21 protein-coding genes are annotated in these 21,707 nt (G+C 70.8%); 18 read left to right on the forward strand and 3 right to left on the reverse strand.

Annotation, left to right across the window (positions count from 1 at the left end; genetic code table 11):
* The first annotated feature begins 18 nt into the window (after positions 1-18).
* The 6 genes from ACUKCB_RS04375 to ACUKCB_RS04400 all read left to right on the forward strand — a co-directional run bounded on the left by ACUKCB_RS04375 (position 19) and on the right by ACUKCB_RS04400 (position 6,048).
* Positions 19-219, forward strand: a complete 201-nt coding sequence (locus ACUKCB_RS04375) for a ubiquitin-like protein Pup (RefSeq protein ID WP_473039166.1) — start codon at positions 19-21, stop codon at positions 217-219.
* Between the two features lie 170 nt (positions 220-389).
* Positions 390-1,235 carry a proteasome subunit beta gene (gene prcB, locus ACUKCB_RS04380; protein ID WP_473039167.1) on the forward strand — a complete coding sequence of 282 codons (846 nt, stop codon included), beginning with the start codon at positions 390-392 and terminating at the stop codon, positions 1,233-1,235.
* Positions 1,236-1,289: 54 nt separating this feature from the next.
* Entirely contained in the window at positions 1,290-2,045 is a 756-nt protein-coding gene (gene prcA, locus ACUKCB_RS04385) for a proteasome subunit alpha (RefSeq protein ID WP_473039168.1), read from the forward strand.
* Positions 2,046-2,158: 113 nt separating this feature from the next.
* Positions 2,159-3,517 (forward strand): Pup--protein ligase, encoded by a 1,359-nt coding sequence (gene pafA / locus ACUKCB_RS04390; protein ID WP_473039169.1) that lies wholly within the window; start codon positions 2,159-2,161, stop codon positions 3,515-3,517.
* A 191-nt stretch (positions 3,518-3,708) separates the two neighbouring features.
* Positions 3,709-4,833 carry an FKBP-type peptidyl-prolyl cis-trans isomerase gene (locus tag ACUKCB_RS04395; RefSeq protein WP_473039170.1) on the forward strand — a complete coding sequence of 375 codons (1,125 nt, stop codon included), beginning with the start codon at positions 3,709-3,711 and terminating at the stop codon, positions 4,831-4,833.
* A 168-nt stretch (positions 4,834-5,001) separates the two neighbouring features.
* Entirely contained in the window at positions 5,002-6,048 is a 1,047-nt protein-coding gene (locus ACUKCB_RS04400; protein WP_473039171.1) for a methionyl-tRNA formyltransferase, read from the forward strand.
* Here the strand turns inward: ACUKCB_RS04400 and ACUKCB_RS04405 are convergent.
* On the reverse strand, positions 6,035-7,129 hold the full coding sequence (locus ACUKCB_RS04405) for a DUF3866 family protein (protein ID WP_473039172.1): 1,095 nt from the start codon (positions 7,127-7,129) through the stop codon (positions 6,035-6,037). The genes ACUKCB_RS04400 and ACUKCB_RS04405 overlap by 14 nt on opposite strands.
* Positions 7,130-7,229: 100 nt before the next feature.
* Between ACUKCB_RS04405 and ACUKCB_RS04410 the strand changes: the two genes are divergently transcribed.
* The 11 genes from ACUKCB_RS04410 (at position 7,230) to ACUKCB_RS04460 (ending at position 18,656) form a co-directional block, all read left to right on the forward strand.
* A complete protein-coding gene (locus tag ACUKCB_RS04410) occupies positions 7,230-9,281 on the forward strand; it encodes a helix-turn-helix transcriptional regulator (protein WP_473039173.1) in 2,052 nt (683 codons plus the stop codon).
* Between the two features lie 60 nt (positions 9,282-9,341).
* Positions 9,342-9,527: a hypothetical protein gene (locus ACUKCB_RS04415; RefSeq protein ID WP_473039174.1), complete on the forward strand. Its 186-nt coding sequence runs from the start codon at positions 9,342-9,344 to the stop codon at positions 9,525-9,527.
* Between the two features lie 54 nt (positions 9,528-9,581).
* Positions 9,582-9,911, forward strand: coding sequence for a Sec-independent protein translocase subunit TatA (tatA, locus tag ACUKCB_RS04420; RefSeq protein ID WP_473039175.1), 330 nt, complete (start codon positions 9,582-9,584; stop codon positions 9,909-9,911).
* A 266-nt stretch (positions 9,912-10,177) separates the two neighbouring features.
* Positions 10,178-11,029, forward strand: coding sequence for a twin-arginine translocase subunit TatC (gene tatC, locus ACUKCB_RS04425; protein WP_473040919.1), 852 nt, complete (start codon positions 10,178-10,180; stop codon positions 11,027-11,029).
* A 153-nt stretch (positions 11,030-11,182) separates the two neighbouring features.
* The gene (locus ACUKCB_RS04430) at positions 11,183-11,608 is read left to right on the forward strand and encodes a DUF397 domain-containing protein (RefSeq protein ID WP_473039176.1); all 426 of its coding nucleotides are present in this window, start codon (positions 11,183-11,185) and stop codon (positions 11,606-11,608) included.
* Positions 11,609-11,700: 92 nt separating this feature from the next.
* Positions 11,701-12,597 carry a diacylglycerol/lipid kinase family protein gene (locus ACUKCB_RS04435; RefSeq protein ID WP_473039177.1) on the forward strand — a complete coding sequence of 299 codons (897 nt, stop codon included), beginning with the start codon at positions 11,701-11,703 and terminating at the stop codon, positions 12,595-12,597.
* A 12-nt stretch (positions 12,598-12,609) separates the two neighbouring features.
* Positions 12,610-15,447, forward strand: coding sequence for a DEAD/DEAH box helicase (locus tag ACUKCB_RS04440; RefSeq protein ID WP_473039178.1), 2,838 nt, complete (start codon positions 12,610-12,612; stop codon positions 15,445-15,447).
* A 211-nt stretch (positions 15,448-15,658) separates the two neighbouring features.
* Positions 15,659-16,063, forward strand: a complete 405-nt coding sequence (gene panD, locus ACUKCB_RS04445) for an aspartate 1-decarboxylase (protein ID WP_191271696.1) — start codon at positions 15,659-15,661, stop codon at positions 16,061-16,063.
* A 196-nt stretch (positions 16,064-16,259) separates the two neighbouring features.
* Entirely contained in the window at positions 16,260-16,526 is a 267-nt protein-coding gene (locus ACUKCB_RS04450) for a hypothetical protein (protein ID WP_473039179.1), read from the forward strand.
* A 104-nt stretch (positions 16,527-16,630) separates the two neighbouring features.
* Positions 16,631-17,938, forward strand: coding sequence for an MFS transporter (locus tag ACUKCB_RS04455; RefSeq protein WP_473039180.1), 1,308 nt, complete (start codon positions 16,631-16,633; stop codon positions 17,936-17,938).
* Between the two features lie 418 nt (positions 17,939-18,356).
* Positions 18,357-18,656 (forward strand): hypothetical protein, encoded by a 300-nt coding sequence (locus ACUKCB_RS04460; protein WP_473039181.1) that lies wholly within the window; start codon positions 18,357-18,359, stop codon positions 18,654-18,656.
* 223 nt (positions 18,657-18,879) lie between these two features.
* Here ACUKCB_RS04460 and ACUKCB_RS04465 read toward each other — a convergent pair whose 3' ends face one another.
* Entirely contained in the window at positions 18,880-19,740 is an 861-nt protein-coding gene (locus tag ACUKCB_RS04465) for a ferric iron reductase FhuF-like transporter family protein (protein WP_473039182.1), read from the reverse strand.
* A gap of 240 nt (positions 19,741-19,980) precedes the next feature.
* Entirely contained in the window at positions 19,981-20,787 is an 807-nt protein-coding gene (locus tag ACUKCB_RS04470) for a DUF2306 domain-containing protein (RefSeq protein ID WP_473039183.1), read from the reverse strand.
* 133 nt (positions 20,788-20,920) lie between these two features.
* Here ACUKCB_RS04470 and ACUKCB_RS04475 point away from each other — a divergent pair, with 133 nt between their 5' ends.
* A complete protein-coding gene (locus tag ACUKCB_RS04475) occupies positions 20,921-21,697 on the forward strand; it encodes a TetR/AcrR family transcriptional regulator (RefSeq protein ID WP_473040920.1) in 777 nt (258 codons plus the stop codon).
* Positions 21,698-21,707: the final 10 nt, after the last annotated feature.

The following is a 21,707-nucleotide window of genomic DNA, read 5'->3' on the forward strand; positions in this document are numbered from 1 at the left end:
AACGGGAGGTAGTGAGCGATGGCGAATGACAACGGTGGTCAGAAGCACTCGTCCCGCCGCGACGAGGAGGTCGAGGAGTCCGAGGCCGCGACTGAGACCCAGGAGCGCAACGAACAGCTGGACGAGGACGTCGACGACATCCTGGACGAGATCGACGACGTGCTGGAGAGCAACGCCGAGGACTTCGTGCGGCAGTTCGTGCAGAAGGGCGGTCAGTGACCCCCGGGTTCGCTGACAGCGCACCCGGGTGCCGCTGACCCCGGGGTGCGCGGAGTTAGGGTCAACCCCATCGGCCGGGTCACTCCCCGGCCCGCAGACTGACAGACAGACGGACGACAGGCGCCCCACCCGCCCCCGAGACGGGGTGGGGCGCGAGTGGAGGGAGTCGCGTGTTCGAAGGTTTCGAGGGCGGACGGATGTCGGCCGCTTTCATGAGTGCGGGGACCTCGTCCTTCACCGAGTTTCTTCGGGAGGTCAACCCCGAACTGCTCCCCGGGCAGCACCTGGGCACGGGCGGCGGCACCACCGAGCACCTCACCCCGGACGCGACGACCATCGTCGCCCTGACCTTCCCCGGGGGCGTACTGCTGGCCGGCGACCGACGTGCCACCCAGGGCAACGTCATCGCCAACCGTGACATGGACAAGCTCTACCGGACGGACGAGTTCTCCGCGGTGGCCATCGCCGGTTCGGCCGGAATCGGCATCGAGATGGCCAAGCTCTACCAGGTCGAGCTGGAACACTACGAGAAGCTGGAGGGCCGTTCCCTTTCCCTGGAGGGTAAGGCGAACAAGCTCGCCCAGATGGTCCGCGGCAACCTCGGCATGGCCATGCAGGGCTTTGTCGTGATCCCCCTGCTGGTCGGTTTCGACGAGAACACCGAACAGGGGAGGGTCTTCAGCTACGACGCGGTGGGCGGCCGTTACGAGGAGCACCGCTACCACTCCATCGGCTCCGGATCGGTCTACGCCAGGGGCTCCATGAAGAAGCTCTACCGGGAGGACCTGGACGAGACCACGGCGATCAGGGTGGCGTTGGAGTCGCTCTACGACGCCGCCGACGACGACTCCGCCACCGGCGGTCCCGACCTGCACCGCAAGATCTTCCCCCTCGTCGACGTCATCACCGAGGACGGACACCGGCGGATCTCCGCCGAGGAGGTCGCCCGGCTGGCCACGGAGGTGGTCGAGGGACGGGCCGCCGACCCCGACGGTCCCACCGCCCGGCTGGGCTGAGCCGGCCCAGCCCCCACGACAGACCTCTCCCGACTAGGTAAGGAACGATCCGCGGTGTCGATGCCGTTCTACGTCGCCCCCGAACAGCAGATGAAGGACAAGGCGGACTACGCGCGCAAGGGCATCGCGCGCGGCCGCAGCGCCGTCGTCCTGCAGTACGAGGGCGGAATCCTGATGGTGGCGGACAACATGTCCCGCACCCTGCACAAGATCAGTGAGATCTACGACCGCATCGGTTTCGCCGCGGTCGGCCGCTACCCCGAGTTCGAGAACCTACGCCTCATGGGCGTCCGCTTCGCCGACGTGCGCGGTTACCAGTTCGACCGCCGTGACGTCAGCGGCCGCCAGCTCGCCAACATCTACGCCCAGACCCTGGGCACCGTCTTCAGCGAGAGCCTCAAACCCTGGGAGGTCGAGATCGTCGTCGCCGAGGTCGGCGACACCGCGGCCGACGACGAGATCTACCGCATCACCTTCGACGGCTCCATCGTCGACGAGCAGGGCTTCGTCGCGGTGGGCGGCTCCTCCGAGCACGTGTCCACACAGCTCAAGGACCGGTTCTCCGCGGATGCTCCGCTCAGTGCCGCCCTGAACTCGGCCACCCACGCCCTCGCCCACGAGAACGGCGAGGAACGTGAACTGGAGGCCACCAACCTGGAGGTCGCCGTCCTGGAGCGGGACAGGCAGCACCGCAAGTTCCGCCGCATCCACGGCAGCCGTCTGGCCTCCCTCATCGCGGAGGGCAAGCGGGGAACGGCCGAGAACGCCGCCGGCGAGGGGAACGGCACCGAGGACGGGGCCGACGAGTGACCTGTAAGCGATGACCACGGTGCGGCGCCGCCCGGGTGCCGCACCGACCGGGCGGGTGTGGGCGACGCGGCCCCGTCGTCCACCCCACGGTGACGGGAAGTTGGTGAGGCCGCGTGGAACGACGGATCTTCGGGCTGGAGAACGAGTACGGGGTCACGTGCACCTTCCGGGGGCAGCGCCGCCTGTCACCGGACGAGGTCGCCCGCTACCTGTTCCGGCGGGTGGTCTCCTGGGGGCGCAGCAGCAACGTGTTCCTGCGCAACGGCGCCCGCCTGTATCTGGACGTGGGCAGCCACCCCGAGTACGCCACCCCCGAGTGCGACAGCCTCGTGGACCTGGTGGCCCACGACAAGGCCGGCGAGCGCATCCTGGAGGGGCTGCAGGTCGACGCCGAGCAGCGCCTGCACGAGGAGGGCATAGCCGGGGACATCTACCTGTTCAAGAACAACACCGACTCGGCGGGCAACTCCTACGGGTGCCACGAGAACTACCTCGTCGGCCGGCACGGGGAGTTCGGCCGTCTCGCCGACGTCCTCATCCCCTTCCTGGTCACCCGGCAGATCATCTGCGGCGCCGGCAAGGTGCTCCAGACCCCCCGGGGCGCGCTGTTCTGCGTCAGCCAGCGCGCCGAGCACATCTGGGAGGGCGTGTCCTCGGCGACGACCCGCTCCCGCCCCATCATCAACACCCGCGACGAACCCCACGCAGACGCCGAGCGGTTCCGCCGTTTGCACGTCATCGTGGGCGACTCCAACATGAGCGAGACCACCACCCTCCTCAAGCTGGGCTCCACCGACCTGGTGCTGCGGATGATCGAGGCCGGGGTCGTCATGCGGGACTACACCCTGGAGAACCCCATCCGGGCGATCCGCGAGATCAGCCACGACATGACCGGCCGTCGCAAGGTGCGCCTGGCCAACGGCCGCGAGGCCAGCGCACTGGAGATCCAGCGCGAGTACCTGGACAAGGTACAGAGCTACGTGGACCGGCACGGGACCGACGCCGTGGGCAAGCGCATCCTGGACCTGTGGCAGCGCACCCTGGAGGCGGTCGAGACCCAGAACCTGGAGACGGTCTCCCGGGAGATCGACTGGGTCGCCAAGTACCTGCTGCTGGAACGCTACCGGGACAGGCACGACCTCTCCCTGTCCTCTCCGAGGGTGGCCCAGCTCGACCTCACCTACCACGACATCCACCGTGATCGGGGCCTGTTCTACCTGATGCAGCAGCGCGGGCAGATGGACCGGGTCGTCGAGGACCTGAAGATCTTCGAGGCCAAGTCGGTGCCCCCGCAGACCACCCGCGCCCGGCTGCGCGGCGAGTTCATCCGCAGGGCCCAGGAGCAGCGGCGGGACTTCACCGTCGACTGGGTCCACCTCAAACTCAACGACCAGGCGCAGCGCACCGTGCTGTGCAAGGACCCCTTCAAGTCCGTGGACGAACGGGTGGAGAAACTGATCGCGGGGATGTGAGGCCGGCGTGCGGGCGGGGCTCCGCGGGCGGACCGGAGACGGTTCCCCGCGGAGCCCCGCTTTCGGAGCGGCCACCGCTCACCCTCCCTCCGGCCGAAATTCCCCGGATGGGTGCTCCCGGGGGGCTGGCCACACTCCGACTGTTCGGTAGTGTGACCCTGTCCTGAGCCGGAAATCAGAGGTTGTGACCCATGCACCGACGTGCTGCCGCCCTCGCGGTGCCACTGACCGCCATCGCCTTGGTGGTCTCCAGCTGCGCATCGATCCCGGAGGAGTGGCGTACCCCCGCCTTCCTCCGCATGAACGACGACGCACTCGACTCGCGGTTGCCCGAGGTCACCGGCGAAGTCGGTGAGGAACCCGAGATCACCTTCCCCGACATCGAGCCTCCGGACGAGGAGATCTCCGGTGTCGTCAGCAAGGGGTCGGGGGAGGACGTCCTCGTCGGCGCGGACGACCTGGTCGTCGCCAACGTCGTCCAGTACCAGTGGACGGCCCCCGGCGAGGGCGAGAAGGTCGAGGGCCAGTCCAGCTACGAAAACGGCGCTCCCGACCTGGTGCGTATGGAGCAGATGCCCGAATACATCACCGATACGCTGGTCGGCCAACCCCTGAACAGCCGTGCGGTCTACGTCTTCCCGCCGCTGACGCCGGAGGAGAGGGAGCAGGCCGAGGCGATGGGGCAGCCGGCGCCCGAGGGGGCCAGCGTCCTGGTCATCGACATGGTGGACCGCTTCAGCAAGGGCGCCGTCGTTCCGGGCGAGCAGACCGACAACGGCGGCGGTGACCTGCCCACGGTCACGCAGGACGGCCACAGCCAGCCCGAGATCGAGATCCCCGAGGACACCGATCCCCCCGAGGACCTGCAGGTCGTTCCCCTCATCGAGGGCGACGGCGCCGAGGTCGAGGAGGGACAGCAGATCGTCGCCCAGTACACGGGCGTGCGCTGGGAGGCCGACGAGAACGGCAACCACCCGGTCTTCGACTCCAGCTGGAGCCGCGCGGGCGACCCCCTGGACGCCACGCTCGTGAGCGGCGAACAGGGCGGCCTCATCGAGGGTTGGGTCGAGGGCATGGCCGGCCAGAAGGTCGGCAGCCGTCTGATGCTGGTCGTGCCGGGCGACATGGCCTACGGCGAGACCGCCGAGGAGGCCCAGGGCAGCCCGGCGGGCACCCTGGTGTTCGTGATCGACGTCCTGGGCGCCTACGACAACCCGCCGCCGCCCGAGCCCGCGGAGGAGGAAGGCGGCGAGGAGGCCTCGGACGAGGAGGGCGCCGCCGAGGACGGGGCCGGCGAGGAGTCAGCCGAGGAGTAAGGACTCCGGTGGGCTGAGACCCCGCAACCCCGGGCCCCGTGGGCGAGACCGCCCACGGGGCCCTGTCATGGGCGGCACCGACACTCCCGGCCCCCGCGAACATCCCCGGTGAGTCCGGCTCCGTGCGTAGAGTTGATCACTCAGGGTGAGTATGGGCGAGGGGGAACCATGCCAGACCAGCGGCGGTACTGCTACGTGTCCGGGCTGAGCCTGGGTGTCCCGGCGCTGGAGGAGCTCTGCGCCCAGGGACGCCCGCCGGCCCTGGTGGTCTCCTACCCGGCCGAGCTGGCGCACCGCTCCGGCTACTTCGACTTCGAGGAGGTCACCCGCCGTCACGACCTGCCGCACCTGCGGGCGGCCGACATCAACACCGACGAGGTGCGCGACGCCCTGGTGGCGCACCGGATCGACCTGATGGTCGTCGCGGGCTGGTCGCAGCTGGTGCACGAGCAGGTCCTGGCCTCGCTGCCGTTGGGCGGGGTCGGCCTGCATCCCTCCCCGCTGCCGGTCGGCCGCGGACGCGCCCCCATCCCCTGGACGATTCTGCGCGACATGCGCTCCAGCGCCGTCACCCTCTTCCACCTGGAACGGGAGGCCGACGCGGGCGACATCGTGGACCGGATCTGGTTCGACGTGGCCCCCGACGTCACCGCCACCGGCCTGTACGAGAGGGCCGGGTGCCTGCAGTCCGAACTGCTCGTGCGCAACCTGGAGGCGCTCCTGGAGGGGTGCGCGCCCCGCCGCCCCCAGCGCGGCCACGTCTCGGTGTGGCCGCGCCGCCGTCCCAGCGACGGCCGCCTCGACCTGACCGCCGCCGGGCGTGACGTGGACCGGATGGTGCGCGCCCTGGCCGCCCCCTACCCCGGTGCCTTCGCGATGTTCGGCGGGGCCCGGATCACCCTGTGCTCAGGGGCGCTCTCCGAGGAGGTCGTGGGCGGTGACCCCGGACAGATCGTCTCCGCGGGCCCCGGACGTGAATGGGGTGTGACCTGCGGTGACGGCAGTGTTTTCGTGCCCGAGACCGTGCGGGTGGACGAGGGGGTGCTCGCCGACCCGACCTCCCTGGCCATGTTCCGGCCGGGACGCTACTTCGACGCACCTTCCGAGCACATGCTGGCCGCGACCCGGCGCACCCCGGTCCCGGGCAACGGGGACGCCGAACACCGCCGCCCCGCCGCCCGACTGACCGGCGAGCGGGACCTCAACCACCGGTGAGGGTGGCGGCGTGGCGCCCGGCGGCGGCCGCGCTCAGGAACGCGGCCCGGTCCTCCTCCAGCCCGCGCCCCATCGTCGACACCTTGACCGGCAGGGCGAGCAGTTCCTCCTCCAGGCCGGTGACCGGCACCTCCACCAGGGTGTGCCGTTCCGCCAGGCTCCAGGCCTGGTCGCGGACGCACTCGCCGAAGAACCCGGGAAGGCTCGGAACCACCACGTCGGCGGGGGCCAGGGCCACCCGGCCGTAGGCGGTCAGGCTGTGGTGGGACACCCCGCGGTGCCTCCTGCGCCGGTCGGCCTCGCTGATCCGCAGGCTGGCCACCGGGCGCCCGCCCAGGACGGCGGCCGCGTTCACCGCCTCCCCGCAGGCCACCCCGGAGAACCCCCACGGGGTGCCGGTCCCCAGGTTCCCCGGCCCCTGGCAGACCACCACGATGTCGGCCCCCAGCACGTGCCGGGCGGCGAGCAGCCCCGAGTGCACGGTGACCGCCTCCAGATCGCCGCCGAAGGCCTGCCCGGTCGTCACACACCCGGCGAGCAGCCCTTCCTCCCGCAGAACCCCGACGAGCTGGGAGAAGGCGGCGGGTAGGGCGCCGCCGTCGAGCATCACGTTGACCACCCGGGCCCCCGGGCGTTCGGCGCGGATCCCGGCGAGGACGGCGGGCAGCGCGGAGTGCAGGTCGGCGACGACCACGGGCATCCCGTCGACCCCCTCGGCCGAGCGCAGCGCCTCGTGGTGCTCGGACTCCTGTTCGTCCGCGCCCAGGACGGTGGCCTGGAGCGGGGTGTAGCGGGCCTTGACCAGGTGTCCGGGGCCCTCGCGGTCGGCGGGCAACCGGTCGGGCAGGGCCACCACCAGGGCGTATCCGCCGGTTCCCAGGCCCAGGTCCAGGGCTCCGGTGTTGAGCAGGACGGTGTCACCGACCTCGGGTGCGCCGACCAGGTCGGTGTAGGCCAGCGCACGGCAGACGGGGGGCGGTGCCGACCCCTCCCCGCCGGTGCTCACCGAGACCGCGCACAGGCGGACCCCGGGCCACGAGGGCAGGACCTGACGGACTTCACCACGGCGCCACCGGATCATGCTGGGCACGGTACCGTCGGAGCTGAACCGAAGGTGGGAGGACGCGCCCTCGCGGCCCCGCCCGGTCCATCCACCACAGCGGGCAAGAGGAGTGCGGACAATGTCGCGCAGGAAGACCGAACGGCAGCTCAACCTGGTCATCTGCCTGTTGTCCACGAGGCGCCACCTGACCGCGCAGGAGATCCGCGCGACGGTGCAGGGGTACGCCGAGGCCGACACCGAGTCGGCCTTCAAGCGCATGTTCGAGCGGGACAAGCGGGAGCTGCGGGACAGCGGTATCCCCATCCAGGTCGGCACCGGGGACGCCTTCAGCGGGGAGGAGGGGTACCGGATCTCCCGCTCGGACTACGAGCTGCCCGAGATCGAGCTCCTGCCCGACGAGGCGGTCGTGCTGGGCCTGGCGGCCCGGGCCTGGCGCCACGCCTCCCTGGGCGAGGCCGCGGCCAATGCGCTGTTCAAGCTCCGTTCGGCCGGGGTCCCGGTCGACTCGGAGGCGGCCCCGGGACTGACCCCGGCGATGCGGACCGACGAGCCGGCCTTCGGACCGGTGTGGCAGGCGGTCCGGGACCGGCGGCCGATCTCCTTCGACTACCGCAAGCCGGGCCAGGAACGGGCACAGCGGCGCGAGGTCGAACCGTGGGGCATCGTGAACCTGCGCGGCCACTGGTACGTGGTGGGCCATGACCGGTTGCGCGACGCCCGGCGGGTGTTCCGCCTCGGGCGGATCCAGGGCGGGGTGGACGTGGTGCGCACCGGGCCCGACGTGGTCGTCCCCGAGGGGGTGGAGCTGCGTTCGGTGGTCTCCCAGCAGAGCGCCGTGCCCGAGCGGACCGCGACCCTGCGGGTGCGCACCGACTCCGCGCACGCCCTGCGCCGCCGTGCGCTGCGCGTGGTCCCGGGGGAGCGCGACGGCACCGGCAGCGGCTGGGACACCCTCACACTGCCCTACACCGACACGGGCGGGCTGGTGCGGCAGGTGGCCTCGCACGGTTCGCGGGCGGTCGTGGTGGAGCCGCCGCAGGCCCGGGCGGCGGTGGCGGCCCACCTGGCCGGGGTGGTCGAGGGGGCCGCCACGGCGGGGGACCCCGGCGCCGTCGCCGCCGCGGAGGGGGAGGACGCCCCCGCCCGGGGCCCCCGATCCGCCGACCAGCTCCGCCGGCTCCTCATGCTGGTCCCGTACGCGCTCGGCCGCGACGTGCGGGTTCCCGAGGTGGCGCGGCACTTCGGGCTCAGTGAGAAGCAGGTGGTCTCCGACCTGAGCCTGCTCTGGATGTGTGGGCTGCCGGGATACACCCCCGGTGACCTGATCGAGGTGGACCTGGACGCGGCCAAGGAGACCGGTGAGATCATCATCGGCAACGCCGACACCCTGGCCCAGCCGCTTCGGCTCACCGCGGACGAGGCGGCCAGCCTGGTCGTGGGCCTGTCCCTGCTGGAGGCGTTGCCCGAGGCCCAGGGGGTCGAGGGCGGTGCCCTCAAACGGGTGGGGGAGAAGCTGCGCACCGCCGCCGGGACGGCCGTGAGCAGCCTCGCCGACGCGGTGCAGGTCCGGGTCGAGCTGGACGAACAGGTCGCCCGGACCCAGCGCCGCTGCGCGGATGCCCTGGGCGCCGAGCAGCGCCTGCACTTGCGCTACCTGTCGGGTTACCTGGACCAGGTCACCGAGCGGGACGTCGATCCGATGGGGCTGGTGGTCCAGGACGGCCACACCTTCCTGGAGGGGTACTGCCACCTGCGGCAGGACGTGCGGCTGTTCCGCCTGGACCGGGTCCTGGAGCTGACCGTGCTGCCCTTCGCCGCCGAGGTGCCCGAGGGGGTGGGCCGACGCGACCTGTCCGGCGGGGTGCTCCAGCGCTCCGAGCGCGACGCCCTGGTGACCCTGGTGCTGGAACCCTCCGCGCGGTGGGTCACCGAGGACTACGTGTGCGAGTCGGCGGTGGAGCTCCCCGGGGGCGGGGTGCGGGCGACCCTGCGCACCCCCGCGCCGGCGTGGGTGGCCCGGCTGGCCCTGTCGTTGGGGCGGGAGGGGCGTCTGGTGTCACCGGAGGGCCTCGCGGAGGAGGTGCGGGCCGAGGCGGAGCGGGCCCTGCGGCATTACGAGACCTCCGAATCCCCCGGGGAACTGGTTGAGACCACTTCGCCGCCGGAGTGAGGCCCACCTGTTCACCCGGGGGTGGGGTGTAGGTCGGCGCGGAAGGGATATGGTGAGAGCGTGATCGCCCTCGCTGTCCTTTTCGGTGTGTTCTGTGCCGGAGCCTATGCCGTCGGCGCCCTCGCCCTGAGAGCGCGCCGCGAGGCCCGAGTCCTGTCCGAAGAGGTGACACGGGCGGCGGGCGGGTACCAGGCGAGCAGCGCTGACCTGCGTGAGCGCATCCGTCGTGGCGGTGCCGACACATGACGGACGCGCGTACCATCAGAGGCGCTTGGTCGCGCCCCGTAGAGAGGTAGAACCATGGGACCGTTCAACGGACCTACCATCGCCATCCTGGTGATCGTCGCCATCCTTCTGTTCGGAGCCAAGAAGCTTCCGGACCTGGCCCGGTCCCTGGGCCGCAGCGCCCGGATCCTCAAGGCCGAGAGCAAGGGCCTGGTCGACGACGAGGAGACCAAGGGCGAGGAGGAGCCGAAGGCGCAGCAGGCCCAGGACCAGCAGCCGCAGCAGACCCCGCAGCCCGACAGCGCCCAGGGCGCCAACCAGCAGCAGGGTTACCCGCAGCTGCCCCCCGGCCAGCGCATCGTCAACGAGTCCGGTGAGCGCAGCAACCAGACCCACAACAACTAGCGGTGCCGGATCGGCGCCCCCGCTTCACCGCGGTGTGCCCGGGCGCCGAGAAGACGGGGGAGGAACCCTCCCGGCGCCCGACCGAAACCCCCCGGGGCTGAGCCACGGAGCCCGGCCCCCGGTCGGATCCACGCGCGGTACCCGCCGGTGCCGCGCCGGACGGCTGTCGTCAGCGGGGGAGTCCGCGCCCTCGGCGCGGGCCCGGATGAGAAGAGAGTGACCGCACGATGAGGTCCCGAAGCCGATCGGCCAACCCGGACGCCCGGATGCCGCTCATGGACCACCTGCGCGAGCTGCGCAACCGGTTGGCCAAGGCACTGCTCATCCTGGGCCTGGGTTCGGTGGTCGGCGCCGTCTTCTACGACCAGGTGTGGAACTTCCTCACCGAGCCCTACTGCTCGCTGCCCGCCTCCCAGGTCGTCGAGGGCGGCGGCTGCTCCCTGATCGTCACCGGGCCCTTCGACGCGTTCTTCGTCGCCTTCAAGGTCTGGCTGTTCGTCGGAGCCCTGGTCACCGCGCCGCTCTGGCTCTACCAGCTCTGGGCCTTCGTCGCCCCGGCGCTGCACGGCAACGAGAAGAAGTACGCCTACATCTTCGCGCCGCTGGCCGGCCTCCTGTTCGTCTCGGGCGCGGCCCTGGCGTACTCGATCACCGCGCTTGCCCTCCAGATGCTGTTCGGCTTCCTGCCCGAGGACGCGGACCCGTTCCTGACCATCGGCGAGTACCTCAGCTACATGCTCATCATGATGGGCATGTTCGGTCTCGGCTTCGTCATGCCGCTGTTGGTGGTCCTGCTCAACATCGTCGGCATCCTCAGCCACGAGGCCATCGTCAAGTGGCGTCAGGTCATCATCTTCTCCGCCTTCCTGATCGCGGCGGTCGTCACCCCGGCCGAGCCCATCTCGATGCTGGCCCTGGCGATCCCCCTCATCGTCCTCTTCGAGCTCGCCGAGCTGTTCTGCTTCTTCAACGACCGCCGCAGACGGCGCAACGACCCCGCCGGCAACCTCGACGACGACGAGATCTCCGAGCTCGACGACCTGCCCTCCGACCTGGACTACACGCCTTCCTCGCTGGACGAGCCCGACTCCGAGGGCGAATCCGGCAAGCGCCCCTGAGGCCGTTCGGGAAGCGCTAGGGTTCGGCTGGGAACAGTCGGTGGCGGGCCCGGACGCCCACACGCCCCTGGCCCGCCGTCGACCCGGACACCGCTGCCAGAGCGAGCTCCACCCACACCGAGCTCCAGGAACCAGGAAGACCAGGAACACCAGATGAGCGAGCAGACCGAGGCCAAGAAGGAACTGCCGCCCGAGGCCATGGGCAACGAGAAGTGGCACGACACCACCCACGCCGTGTGGATGCGTTCCTCCCTGTCCAAGCCGGACTCCGAGGCGGTCGTCGAGGTCGCCGAGTTCGACGACGGCTTCCGTGCGGTGCGGGACGGCAAGTCACCGGAGAAGGGCACCCTGTTCTTCACCCCCGCCGAGTGGGAGGCCTTCGTCCTGGGCGCCCGTGACGGCGAGTTCGACATCCCCGAGGAGTACCTCACCGAGGAGGAGATCGCGATCCAGCGCGGTCAGGCCGAGGTCGAGGCGACCTGGGTGCCCTCCCCGCTGAACACGCCGGAGGCGATGGAGGAGTACCATCGCCGCCAGCGTGAGGAGACCGAGCAGGGGTCCGCGACCCGGGACGACTGAGCGGCGCCTGCGCCCGGGCGCGGGTGTGCGGGTACCTCACCCGGCCCCGTACACCCCTTTGACCCCGGCTCCGGGTAGTTAAGGACCGGCATATGCCCCCTCACATCGCTCTTCTGGTCAACCCGGCCTCGGGCCGGCGCCGCGCCGCCGTCATCGCGGTGCGCCTGAAGGCGGCCCTGCGCGACGCGGGCGCGCGTGTGCACGTCTACACCGGCCGCTCCGCTGCTGACAGCCGTCGCCTGGCCCGCCTGGCCGCCGCGGACCGCCCCGACGCACTGGTCGCGGTCGGCGGTGACGGTCTGGTGCACCAGGCACTCCAGGGCGTGGTCGGTACCGGCGTGCCCCTGGCGGTGATCCCGGCGGGAAGCGGCAACGACGTGGCCCGCGCCTTCGGCGTCCCGCGCGGCTCCGCACACAAGGCGGCCGAGGCGATCCTGGCCGGCCGCACCCGCCCCAGCGACGTGGTCCGCCTGACCGCGGCCGACGGCGCCCAGCGCTACTACATGAGCGTTCTGGCCTGCGGTTTCGACGCCCGGGTCAATGAGCGGGTGAACAACTTCCGCTTCGGTGTCGGCCGTGCCGGCTACCTGGTCGGGCTCCTCGCCGAGCTGCGCTCCTTCCAGCCCGTCGACTTCGAGATCGACATCGACGAACACCGGATCGCCGAACCCGGCATGCTGGTGGCGGTCGGCAACACCAGTGCCTACGGCGGCGGCATGCACGTGTGTGCCGAGGCCGTCCCCGACGACGGGTTGCTCGACGTCGTCTTCGTCAGGCAGGGGCCGCTCGGCCGCTTCCTGCGCATGTTCCCCAAGGTCTTCACCGGAAGCCACCTCGGTCTCGACGAGGTGGTCTCCGTGCGGGGGCGTACCGTCACCATCCGGGGCGACGCGGGGGCGGCCTACGCCGACGGGGAACGCATCGGACCGCCGACACTGGTGTGCGAGGTGGTGCCCAAGGCGGTCGAGATGTTGGAGCTGACCTCATAGGCTGGGAGACCTATGAGTAGTCACTCCGAGCGTTACGCCGCCTTCCGTCGGCGCCAGAGCGCCTCCAGCGCCGCGATCGAGGCCTTCCAGGGGCTCTACGGGTTCGAGTTCGATCCCTTCCAGATCAGGGCCTGCAAGGCCCTGGAAGGCGGACACGGGGTGCTGGTCGCCGCGCCGACCGGATCCGGCAAGACCGTGGTCGGCGAGTTCGCCGTGCACCTGGCCCTGGCCGAGGGCACCAAGTGCTTCTACACCACGCCGATCAAGGCCCTGTCCAACCAGAAGTACAACGACCTGGTCAAACGCTACGGCGCCGACCAGGTCGGACTGCTGACCGGTGACAACAGCGTCAACGGTGAGGCGCCCGTGGTCGTGATGACCACCGAGGTGCTGCGCAACATGCTCTACGAGGGTTCGTCCACCCTGGGCGGGCTGGCCTACGTGGTCATGGACGAGGTGCACTACCTCGCCGACCGGTTCCGCGGCGCGGTCTGGGAGGAGGTGATCATCCACCTGCCCGAGTCGGTGCGCATGGTCGCCCTGTCCGCGACCGTCAGCAACGCCGAGGAGTTCGGTGAGTGGCTCCAACAGGTACGCGGCGACACCACCGTCATCGTCGACGAGAAGCGTCCCGTTCCGCTGTGGCAGCACGTCATGGTGGGCAAACGGATCCACGACCTGTTCGTCGAGCAGCAGGAGGAGCCCGCGGACGCCGAGGAGGGGGGCGGCCGCAGCCGACGCAAGCGGGAACGGCGCCGGCTCCAGCACCAGCGCCCCCAGGAGATCCGGGTGGGCGGGCAGAAACTGCTCATCAACCCGTATCTGAGCCGTACCGCCGAGGACGACGCGCGCACCACCCAGTTGGCCAACCGGCGCCGCCACCCGCAGACCAGGGCCCGCGGCAACGTGCGTCCGCGCACCCGGTTCGCCCCGCCCACCCGACCGATGATCATCGAGGAACTGGACGCCGAGGGGCTCCTCCCGGCGATCACCTTCATTTTCAGCCGGGCGGGCTGTGACGACGCCGTCCGCCAGTGCGTGGCTTCGGGCCTGGTGCTCACCACGCCCGAGGAGGCGGACCAGATCCGTGAGTACGCCGAGACGCGCTGCGCGGACATCCCCCGCGCGGATCTGAGCGTGCTCGGCTTCGACTCCTGGCTGCGCGCGCTGGAGGCGGGGATCTCCGCGCACCACGCGGGCATGCTGCCCACCTTCAAGGAGATCGTCGAGCACCTGTTCTCCAAAGGCCTGATCCGGGCGGTCTTCGCCACCGAGACGCTGGCCCTGGGCATCAACATGCCCGCCCGCACCGTGGTGATCGAGAAGCTCGACAAGTGGAACGGCGAGACCCACGCCGCGCTCACCCCCGGCGAGTACACCCAGCTCACCGGGCGGGCCGGACGGCGGGGCATCGACGTGGAGGGGCACGCGGTCGTGGTCTGGCAGGCCGGGACCGACCCCGAGTCGGTGGCCAGCCTGGCGGGCACCCGCACCTACCCGCTCAACTCCAGCTTTCGACCCTCCTACAACATGGCGGTCAACCTGGTCGGCCAGGTCGGCCGTCGGCGCAGCCGCAACATGCTGGAGGCCTCCTTCGCCCAGTTCCAGGCCGACCGGGCCGTGGTCGGACTGGTCAAGCAGTTGCGCAAACACGAGGAGGCCCTGGAGGGCTACGCCAAGGCCGCCGAGTGCCACCTGGGCGACTTCATGGAGTACGCGGGACTGCGCCGGGCCCTGAGCGACCGTGAGGCCGCGCTCGCGAAGAACCGTTCGGCCCAGCGCCGGGACGAGGCCCTGGAGAGTCTGGAGCGGCTGCGTACCGGCGACATCATCCGCATCCCCTCGGGCCGCTTCTCCGGGCACGCCGTGGTCCTGGACCCCGGGTTGCGCCACGACCTGCCCGCACCACTGGTCCTGACCGCGGACAAGCAGGTCAAGCGGGTCAACGCCAGCGACTTCAACATCCCGGTGCACCCCTCGGGACGGATGCGCATCCCCAAGTCCTTCTCCGCGCGCTCCCCGCGTTCGCGCCAGGACCTGGCCTCGACCCTGCGCAACAAACTCAGGGAGCAGGGCACCGACCCCTCCTACGAACGACGGGGCGGTCGCCGCGACCAGCAGGAGGACCCCGAGGTCCGTCGGCTGCGCTCCGCGCTGAAGAAGCACCCCTGCCACGGCTGTTCCGACCGTGAGGACCACGCTCGCTGGGCCGAGCGCTACTTCCGCCTGCAGAAGGAGACGGAATCGCTGCGCCGCCGGGTGGAGGGGCGTTCGCACGTCATCTCCCGTACCTTCGACCGGGTGTGCGGTGTCCTGGAGGACCTGGAGTACCTGTCGGGCGACGAGGTCTCCGAGGAGGGCGGCAAGCTCGCCAAGATCTACTCCGAACTGGACCTGCTGGTCGCCGAGTGCCTGCGCCGGGGCGTGTGGGACGACCTCAACCCGGTGGAACTGGCCGCGTGCGCCGCGGCCCTGGTCTACGAGGCGCGCCGGAACGACGACGCCTTCCCGCGCCTGCCGGAGGGGAAGGTCGAGGAGGCCCTCACCGAGATGGTGCGTCTGTGGGGGGAGCTCAACGAGGTGGAGGCCCGGCACCGGGTCTCGTTCCTGCGCCAGCCCGACCTCGGCTTCGTGTGGACCGCGCACCGCTGGGCGCGCGGGGACCGGCTCGACGCGATCCTGCGCCAGTCCGAGATGACTGCGGGGGACTTCGTGCGCACCGCGAAGATGCTGGTGGACATGCTCAGCCAGATCGCGGGGGCGGCCGCCGACCCCCGGATGCGGTCCAACGCCCGCAAGGCCTCGGACCTGGTCCGCCGCGGGGTGGTCGCCTACTCCTCCTTCAACTAGGTCCCCGGCCCCGACCGCGGTGGTCCCGCTTGCGGTGTCCGCGGGGCCCGGGGAGCGGGGCCTTGCGGAACAACCGGACGAGGGCGGGCGTTCGAGGCGTAGTGGGGCCCCGGTGGTCGAACCGGGTCACCGGGGGCGCCATTATGGGATAAGCACGGGACCCCGGACGGGGCCTGTAGTCCGCAAGACGTCCTGAAACGAGGCTTCAGCAGTGCTGCGCACCCTCATGAACGGCAAGATCCACCGTGCCACGGTCACCCAGGCCGACCTGCACTACGTGGGCTCGGTCACCATCGACGCCGACCTGATGGACGCCGCCGACATCGTCGACGGCGAGCAGGTCCACATCGTTGACATCGACAACGGCAACCGCCTGGTCACCTACGCCCTCGTCGGTGAGCGGGGCAGCGGTGTCATCGGGATCAACGGCGCGGCGGCGCGCCTGGTGAGCCCCGGCGACCTGGTCATCCTCATCGGGTACGCCCAGGTGGACGAGAGGGAGCGGGCCGACCACGTCCAGCACATCGTGCACGTGGACCGCGACAACAAGATCGTCGCACTGGGCAACGACCCGGCAGAGCCGGTCCCCGGCAGCGGTCTCGTCGCCGGTCGCTGAACCGTTCGCCATCCGCAGCGTCCCGAACGCCCGTGCCCCGGCACGGGCGTTCGTCTGTGGCGGGGGCCGTGCGGCCGGGGTGCTCCAGGAGGGCGCCCCGGGGTGCGGTGGAACCGGGTGGGGGCCGGGAAACCCCGCATCCTGGCCGGTTCCGGCCTGATCGGTCGTCCGGGCGCCGGGTATGCCCAGAGGCGGCATGGACGAACGGGACGAGGAACGGCGTCGGGTCGCCGAACACATCGAGTGGCAGAAGCAGGGAGCGTGGGTCGTCCTCTGGGGGGTCTACACCCGGTGCTTCTGGGCGTACGCCTGCTGGCCGGTGGTTCCGGAGGGCGGGGTGGTCGTCCACGCGCAGGACCCCGACCTGCTGTACGCCGAGATGCGCTACGTCGAGCGCGAGCACGACTTCCTGCGGTGGCGGTACGGCCGGGTGCGGTCCCGGACCGGGATCCCCGGCGGGTGAGCGGTCCGCATCCTGCAAGTCATCCCTTTTGCCCCGTATGATCCGCGAAAATCCCAGCGAGCTACGATTCGTCTGTCAGGCGGATGAATCGGAGTGTCGGTCCAGTGTCCACAGAAATCACCCGGGGCGGGAACGCCCTCACCGAGGCGGAACGCACCAGGCTGCAACGGCGTACCGTCCTGGTCCTCATGATCGCCCAGGTCGTCGGCGGTATCGGTATGGGCGCCATGCTGGCGGTGGGCGCGCTCATCGCCCTGGACCTGAGCGGTTCGGACACCTGGTCCGGGATGGCCACCACCATGATCACCCTGGGCGCGGCCGTCTTCGCACTGCCCCTGGCCGCCACCGCCGCCCGTAGAGGCCGCCGCCCCGGCCTCGCCCTGGGCTGGCTCCTGGGCGCCCTGGGCGGGACCGTCGTCATCGCCGCCACCGTGTGGGAGCTGTTCGCGCTCTTCCTGGCCGGGATGGTGCTGATCGGTGCGGGGACCGCCACCAACCTCCAGGCCCGGCACGCGGCGGCCGACCTGGCCACCGAACGCACCCGCGGCCGCGACCTGTCCGTCGTGGTCTGGGCGACCACCGTGGGCGCCGTGGTCGGCCCCAACCTGATCGGCCCCACCGGAGGCCTGGCCGAGTCCCTGGGGCTGACCGACCTCCTGGGCCCGGTCCTGCTCACCACGGCCGGTTTCCTGGGCGGCGCCGCCCTCATCGGCGCGCTGCTGCGTCCCGACCCCCTGCTGGCCGCCACGGCCGAGGCCGAACGGGTCGAACGCGACCGGGGCGGGGCGCTGAAGGCGAAACTCACCCTGGCCGACGGCCTCCGGGCGATCGGCCGCAGCCCGGCCGCGCTCCTGGCCGTGGTCGGCATCGTGGCCAGCCACACCGTCATGGTCGCGGTGATGACCATGACCCCGGTGCACATGTCGCACCACGGGTCCGCGCTCACCGTCATCGGCCTGACGATCTCCCTGCACATCGCCGGCATGTACGCGTTCTCCCCGCTCGTGGGCTGGCTCGCGGACCGCTTCGGGCGTGTCCCCGTGCTCCTGGCCGGGCAGGTGGTCCTGCTCGCGGCCACCGCCGTCTCGGGCACCGCGGGGCACGACGAGGCGCTGGTGACCACTGGCCTGGTCCTGCTCGGTCTGGGATGGTCCTTCGGTCTGGTGTCCGGCAGCACCCTGCTCGCCGAGTCGCTCTCCGCCGAGGTACGACCGCGCGCCCAGGGCTTCAGCGACCTGGCGATGAACCTGGGCGGCGCGGCGTCCGGCGCGCTCTCCGGCGTGGTCCTGGCCACGGCGGGTTTCGGCGGCCTGAACGTGTTCGCGGCCCTGTTCACCGTCCCGGTGTTCGTGCTCGCGGCCCGCGCCCTGCTCTCCCGCGGCCGTGCCGAACGGGACCTTCGGGCGGGCTGACCGGGCGGCGCGACCGGCCCGGGGCAAACACATCCGGACCTTTACCGGAAACGCCCGGTGAGCTTTCCTCAAACCTCTCTTTACGCGGTTACGGTGCAGTTTCGAGGCGCCCGCCGAGGAAGGCGGGCTCGTGCCGCCGGACGAAGGGGTGTTCTCATTGAGTGACCGGGAACCCGAGGAAGGGGCCGGGGAGCGGTCGGAACGGGATCCGGTGAACCACCGTCCACCGGAGGAGTGGCGGCCGGGCGACCCCGGTGATCCGAGCGTGGGTGGTCCGCAACCGCCCGGGGAACCGGAACACGGATCCACCGCGTACGAACCTCCTTCCGGCGACCCCCGGCCGTACCTCGGCCCGCCCCCGGGCCGACCGCCCCACGGGTACCCGACGGGGCACCCCGCCGGTGCGCAGCCCGGACCGGTGGACCCGGGGGAGCTCTCGGAGGGGCCGAACGGGCCCGCCCAGGCCGGGTACGAGCACGCGGGCTATGCCCCCGGCTACGGCGAGTACCCCGGAGCGCCGGGCGGCGAGTACGCGGGTGCGCCGGGCACGTACCAGACCCCCGGCGGGTACGGCGGTCCGGGCGGGTTCCGCCCGCCTCCGCCCAGGCAGACGCCGTGGGGCAAGATCATCGGGATCGGCTGCGGTGTCCTGCTCCTGCTGCTCCTGGTTCTGGGCGGTTGTGCCGCGCTGGTCCTGATCGCCGCAGGCGGCTCCTAGACGGACGCCGACGAGACCGCGCGGTGCAGCGGACCCCGGGACGGAACACCAGCGGCGCGATCACGGCCGAGGGGAGGCCACCCGATCGATTGGTCTTCGAGCCGTGCCGCACCGGCCCGGTGGAGGTTCCGGACGGCTGGTCCGGGCGCCTGCGGGAGGGGTCACCGCCTCAGGGGCGCCCGCGGTCCGGGCGCGACGGGCCGCGGACTCTGCCGGGGCCCTGTCAGGGGGCCAGCGCTGGATCGCGCAGCCACTCCGTCAGGTCCTCCCGGCGTTCGCTGTCGCACTTGAGCGGGCAGGTGGTGCAGAAGCCGTGCTCGGGGTCGCCCTTGTAGTCGAAGCAGCAGGTGCCCCGGACCGCCCAGGTTCCCCTGGGGTGATCGGGCGCGAACGGGAACAGGCGCGGGCGTTTGCGGGTGACGGCCCCCGCAGCGACCACGGCGTCACCCAGCCGGGTGGCCAGCTCCCAGGCCTGCTCGGCGTCCTGGCCCAGGTATCGGGCCGGATTGAGCATGTAGAAGTGCAGGGTGTCGAGCACCCAGCCCCACAGGGTGCGCTTGCCCGCTCGGGAGTGCGCGTGCAGTGCGTCGATGAGGGGCTCGAAGGTGGCGAACAGTGCTTCGGCGGTGAGCCGCAGCTGTTCGTCCTCGTCACGGACGAGCACGGTGTCGGGACGGTCGGCGGCCGGGTCGTCGGGCAGCACCGCGGTGCGGACGTCGGCCACGGCGGGGGTGCCGAAGCGGGACCGGGCGGTGTCCCAGGGCAGGTGGAGCGTGTCCGGTGTGAACAGCGGCCCGCGGCCGGTCAGGTACAGGGACGCGGCGGCCATGAAGACGGGCTCGCGCAGGGTGACCCGCAGGAAGTTGGTGGCGGCCGGGAGCCGGTGGCCGGGGCCGTGTTCGGCCCGGAGTTTGTCGAACAGGACCGGAAGCCGGCCTTGGTCGGTCATCGAGGTGACGCTGTGCTGCTGTACGCCGTCCGCCTGTCGGCCGTGGAGCTCGGCCAGGCTGGTGATCTCGGGCAGCGGCGCGAACTTCAGCCGCGAGCAGACACCGCGGAGAGCGTCGAGCGGATCTGGAGTCACCTGGCAACCCTTCGTCGCATAGCGTAACCGTCAAGTCCGGGGGCGGTGTGGTCGCAGCTACCACCGGGGGACGGGTTCACCTGCGCCTCTTAAGTGAGGCTATCCTAACGAATCTTGTGGTTGCAATGTGACGGGGCACTTGTTTGCCGAAACCTGGGCGCTCGTTGTGCGGCCCAAGGTCAGGTCAGAGCAGGAGCACTGCCTTGGCCACGAAACAGGTGTGAAAATTGTGCCGTGTGTTCAGGCTGAGTGGTCCGGTTCGGCGGGCGAGGCGGTCCTCTTGTCGGTGGTCCGGGGCCGGCGACTGCGGCGACGGGGCTTGCGGTACTTGATCCACCACTCCACGAACAGCAGGGGCAGGATCCACGACAGGAAGCCCGACGCGGCGCCGAGGTCGAGCGACATCGCCTCGAAGTCGCCTCCGTAGGCCGTGTCCACCCGTGGCGCCGTGATCATCACCAAGAAGACGTGCAACACGCGGTTGAACGCGATGCCGTAGACCAGGGCGAAGCTGCGCAGCATCCATTCGCGGTGGTCGGCGAACCGCTGTCGGCGCGCCATCACGTAGCCCAGGACGGTGAAGGCCGACCACAGTGCGGCCCAGACGAAGCCGCTGATCTGTGCGCTCGCGCCGGCTTCGCTGAAGGGTGCGATGAGCATGGCCGGAACCCCGACGAGGGGGAGTCCCGCCAGGACGTACACCCGTCCGCTCCACCGATGCACGGCCGGGTGGCGGGTGCGTAGCCACGGCCACACCTGGAGGATCACCAGCAGCGTGATGAGCGCTCCGCCGAAGACGTGGATGACGAGTGCCGGAAAGTACCAGGACGGGCTCTCCGGCACCGGCAGGCGTGAATCGGCCGGGTCCAGGCTCAGGTAGGGCGGGACGGCGAAGAGTAGAAACACGACGCTGAACAGGGCCAGCGGCAGGATCCACGGCCGCTCCCACCAGCGGGCGGGGGAGCGTTTCGGCGGTGGGCGCCGTGGAGCGGTGTCGGTGGGCGTGGCTGCCGCGGGGTGTCGTGAGTCGGAGGTAGTTCGAGTCATATCGCGTATCTCGCAAACTGTGTATCGACTACACATATCTGTTTAAGTGATACACAGTTCTAGGATGGGTGTCAACCGAGAAGGCGGACCGGAGCCGCGGTTCGCGTACGGCGACGCCGACGACTGGTGGAGTATGACGAGCGAACAACAGCCGACGACCGGGGTCACCCGCGAGGTCGAACTCCTGTGGGGGCTGCGGAAGGGAGCCAAGCGCGGGCCCAAGCCCAAGCTCAGCCGTGCGGCGATCGTCGACGCCGCCATCGCGTTGGCCGACGCCGAGGGGTTGGACGCCGTCTCCATGCAGCGGGTCGCCAAGCGGCTCGGATACACGACCATGTCCCTGTACCGGCACGTGGACAGCAAGGACGACCTGCTCACCCTCATGTGGGATGTGGCCATGTCCGAACACCCGCCGGGACCGCGCACCGACGGCGACTGGCGGGCCGGAATCGAGGCGTGGTGTCAGGGGGTGGCCGACCAGTACCGGGAACACCCCTGGTACGTCTACATTTCGAAGCCCGGACCGCCCACCGGGCCCAACGGGCTCAGGTGGATGGAGGCGGGCCTACGCGAACTCAACTCCTCCGGACTCACCCCCGCCGAGTCGCTCCAGATCCTGTTGCTGCTCGACACCACGCTGCACGACCTGCTCCGCATGGACAACGACAGGGAACTCGCCGCGCAGAAGAGCGGTATTCCCTTGGACGAGTCCGAACGGGAGTGGTTGGCGAGCCTGCACCGGGTCCTCGACCCGCAGGAGTTTCCGACGATCGCGAGGACCATCGACGCGGGCACGTTCGAGAAGGGGCCTCCGGACGCAGCTCTGTCGGAGGAGCTGCGCTTCCCCGTCCAGCGCATCCTCGACGGTGTGGAGGCCTACGTGCGCGCTACCGGCGGGAACTGCCGGTAGCCGCCCCGGC

The organism is Nocardiopsis moroccensis, assembly GCF_055763695.1.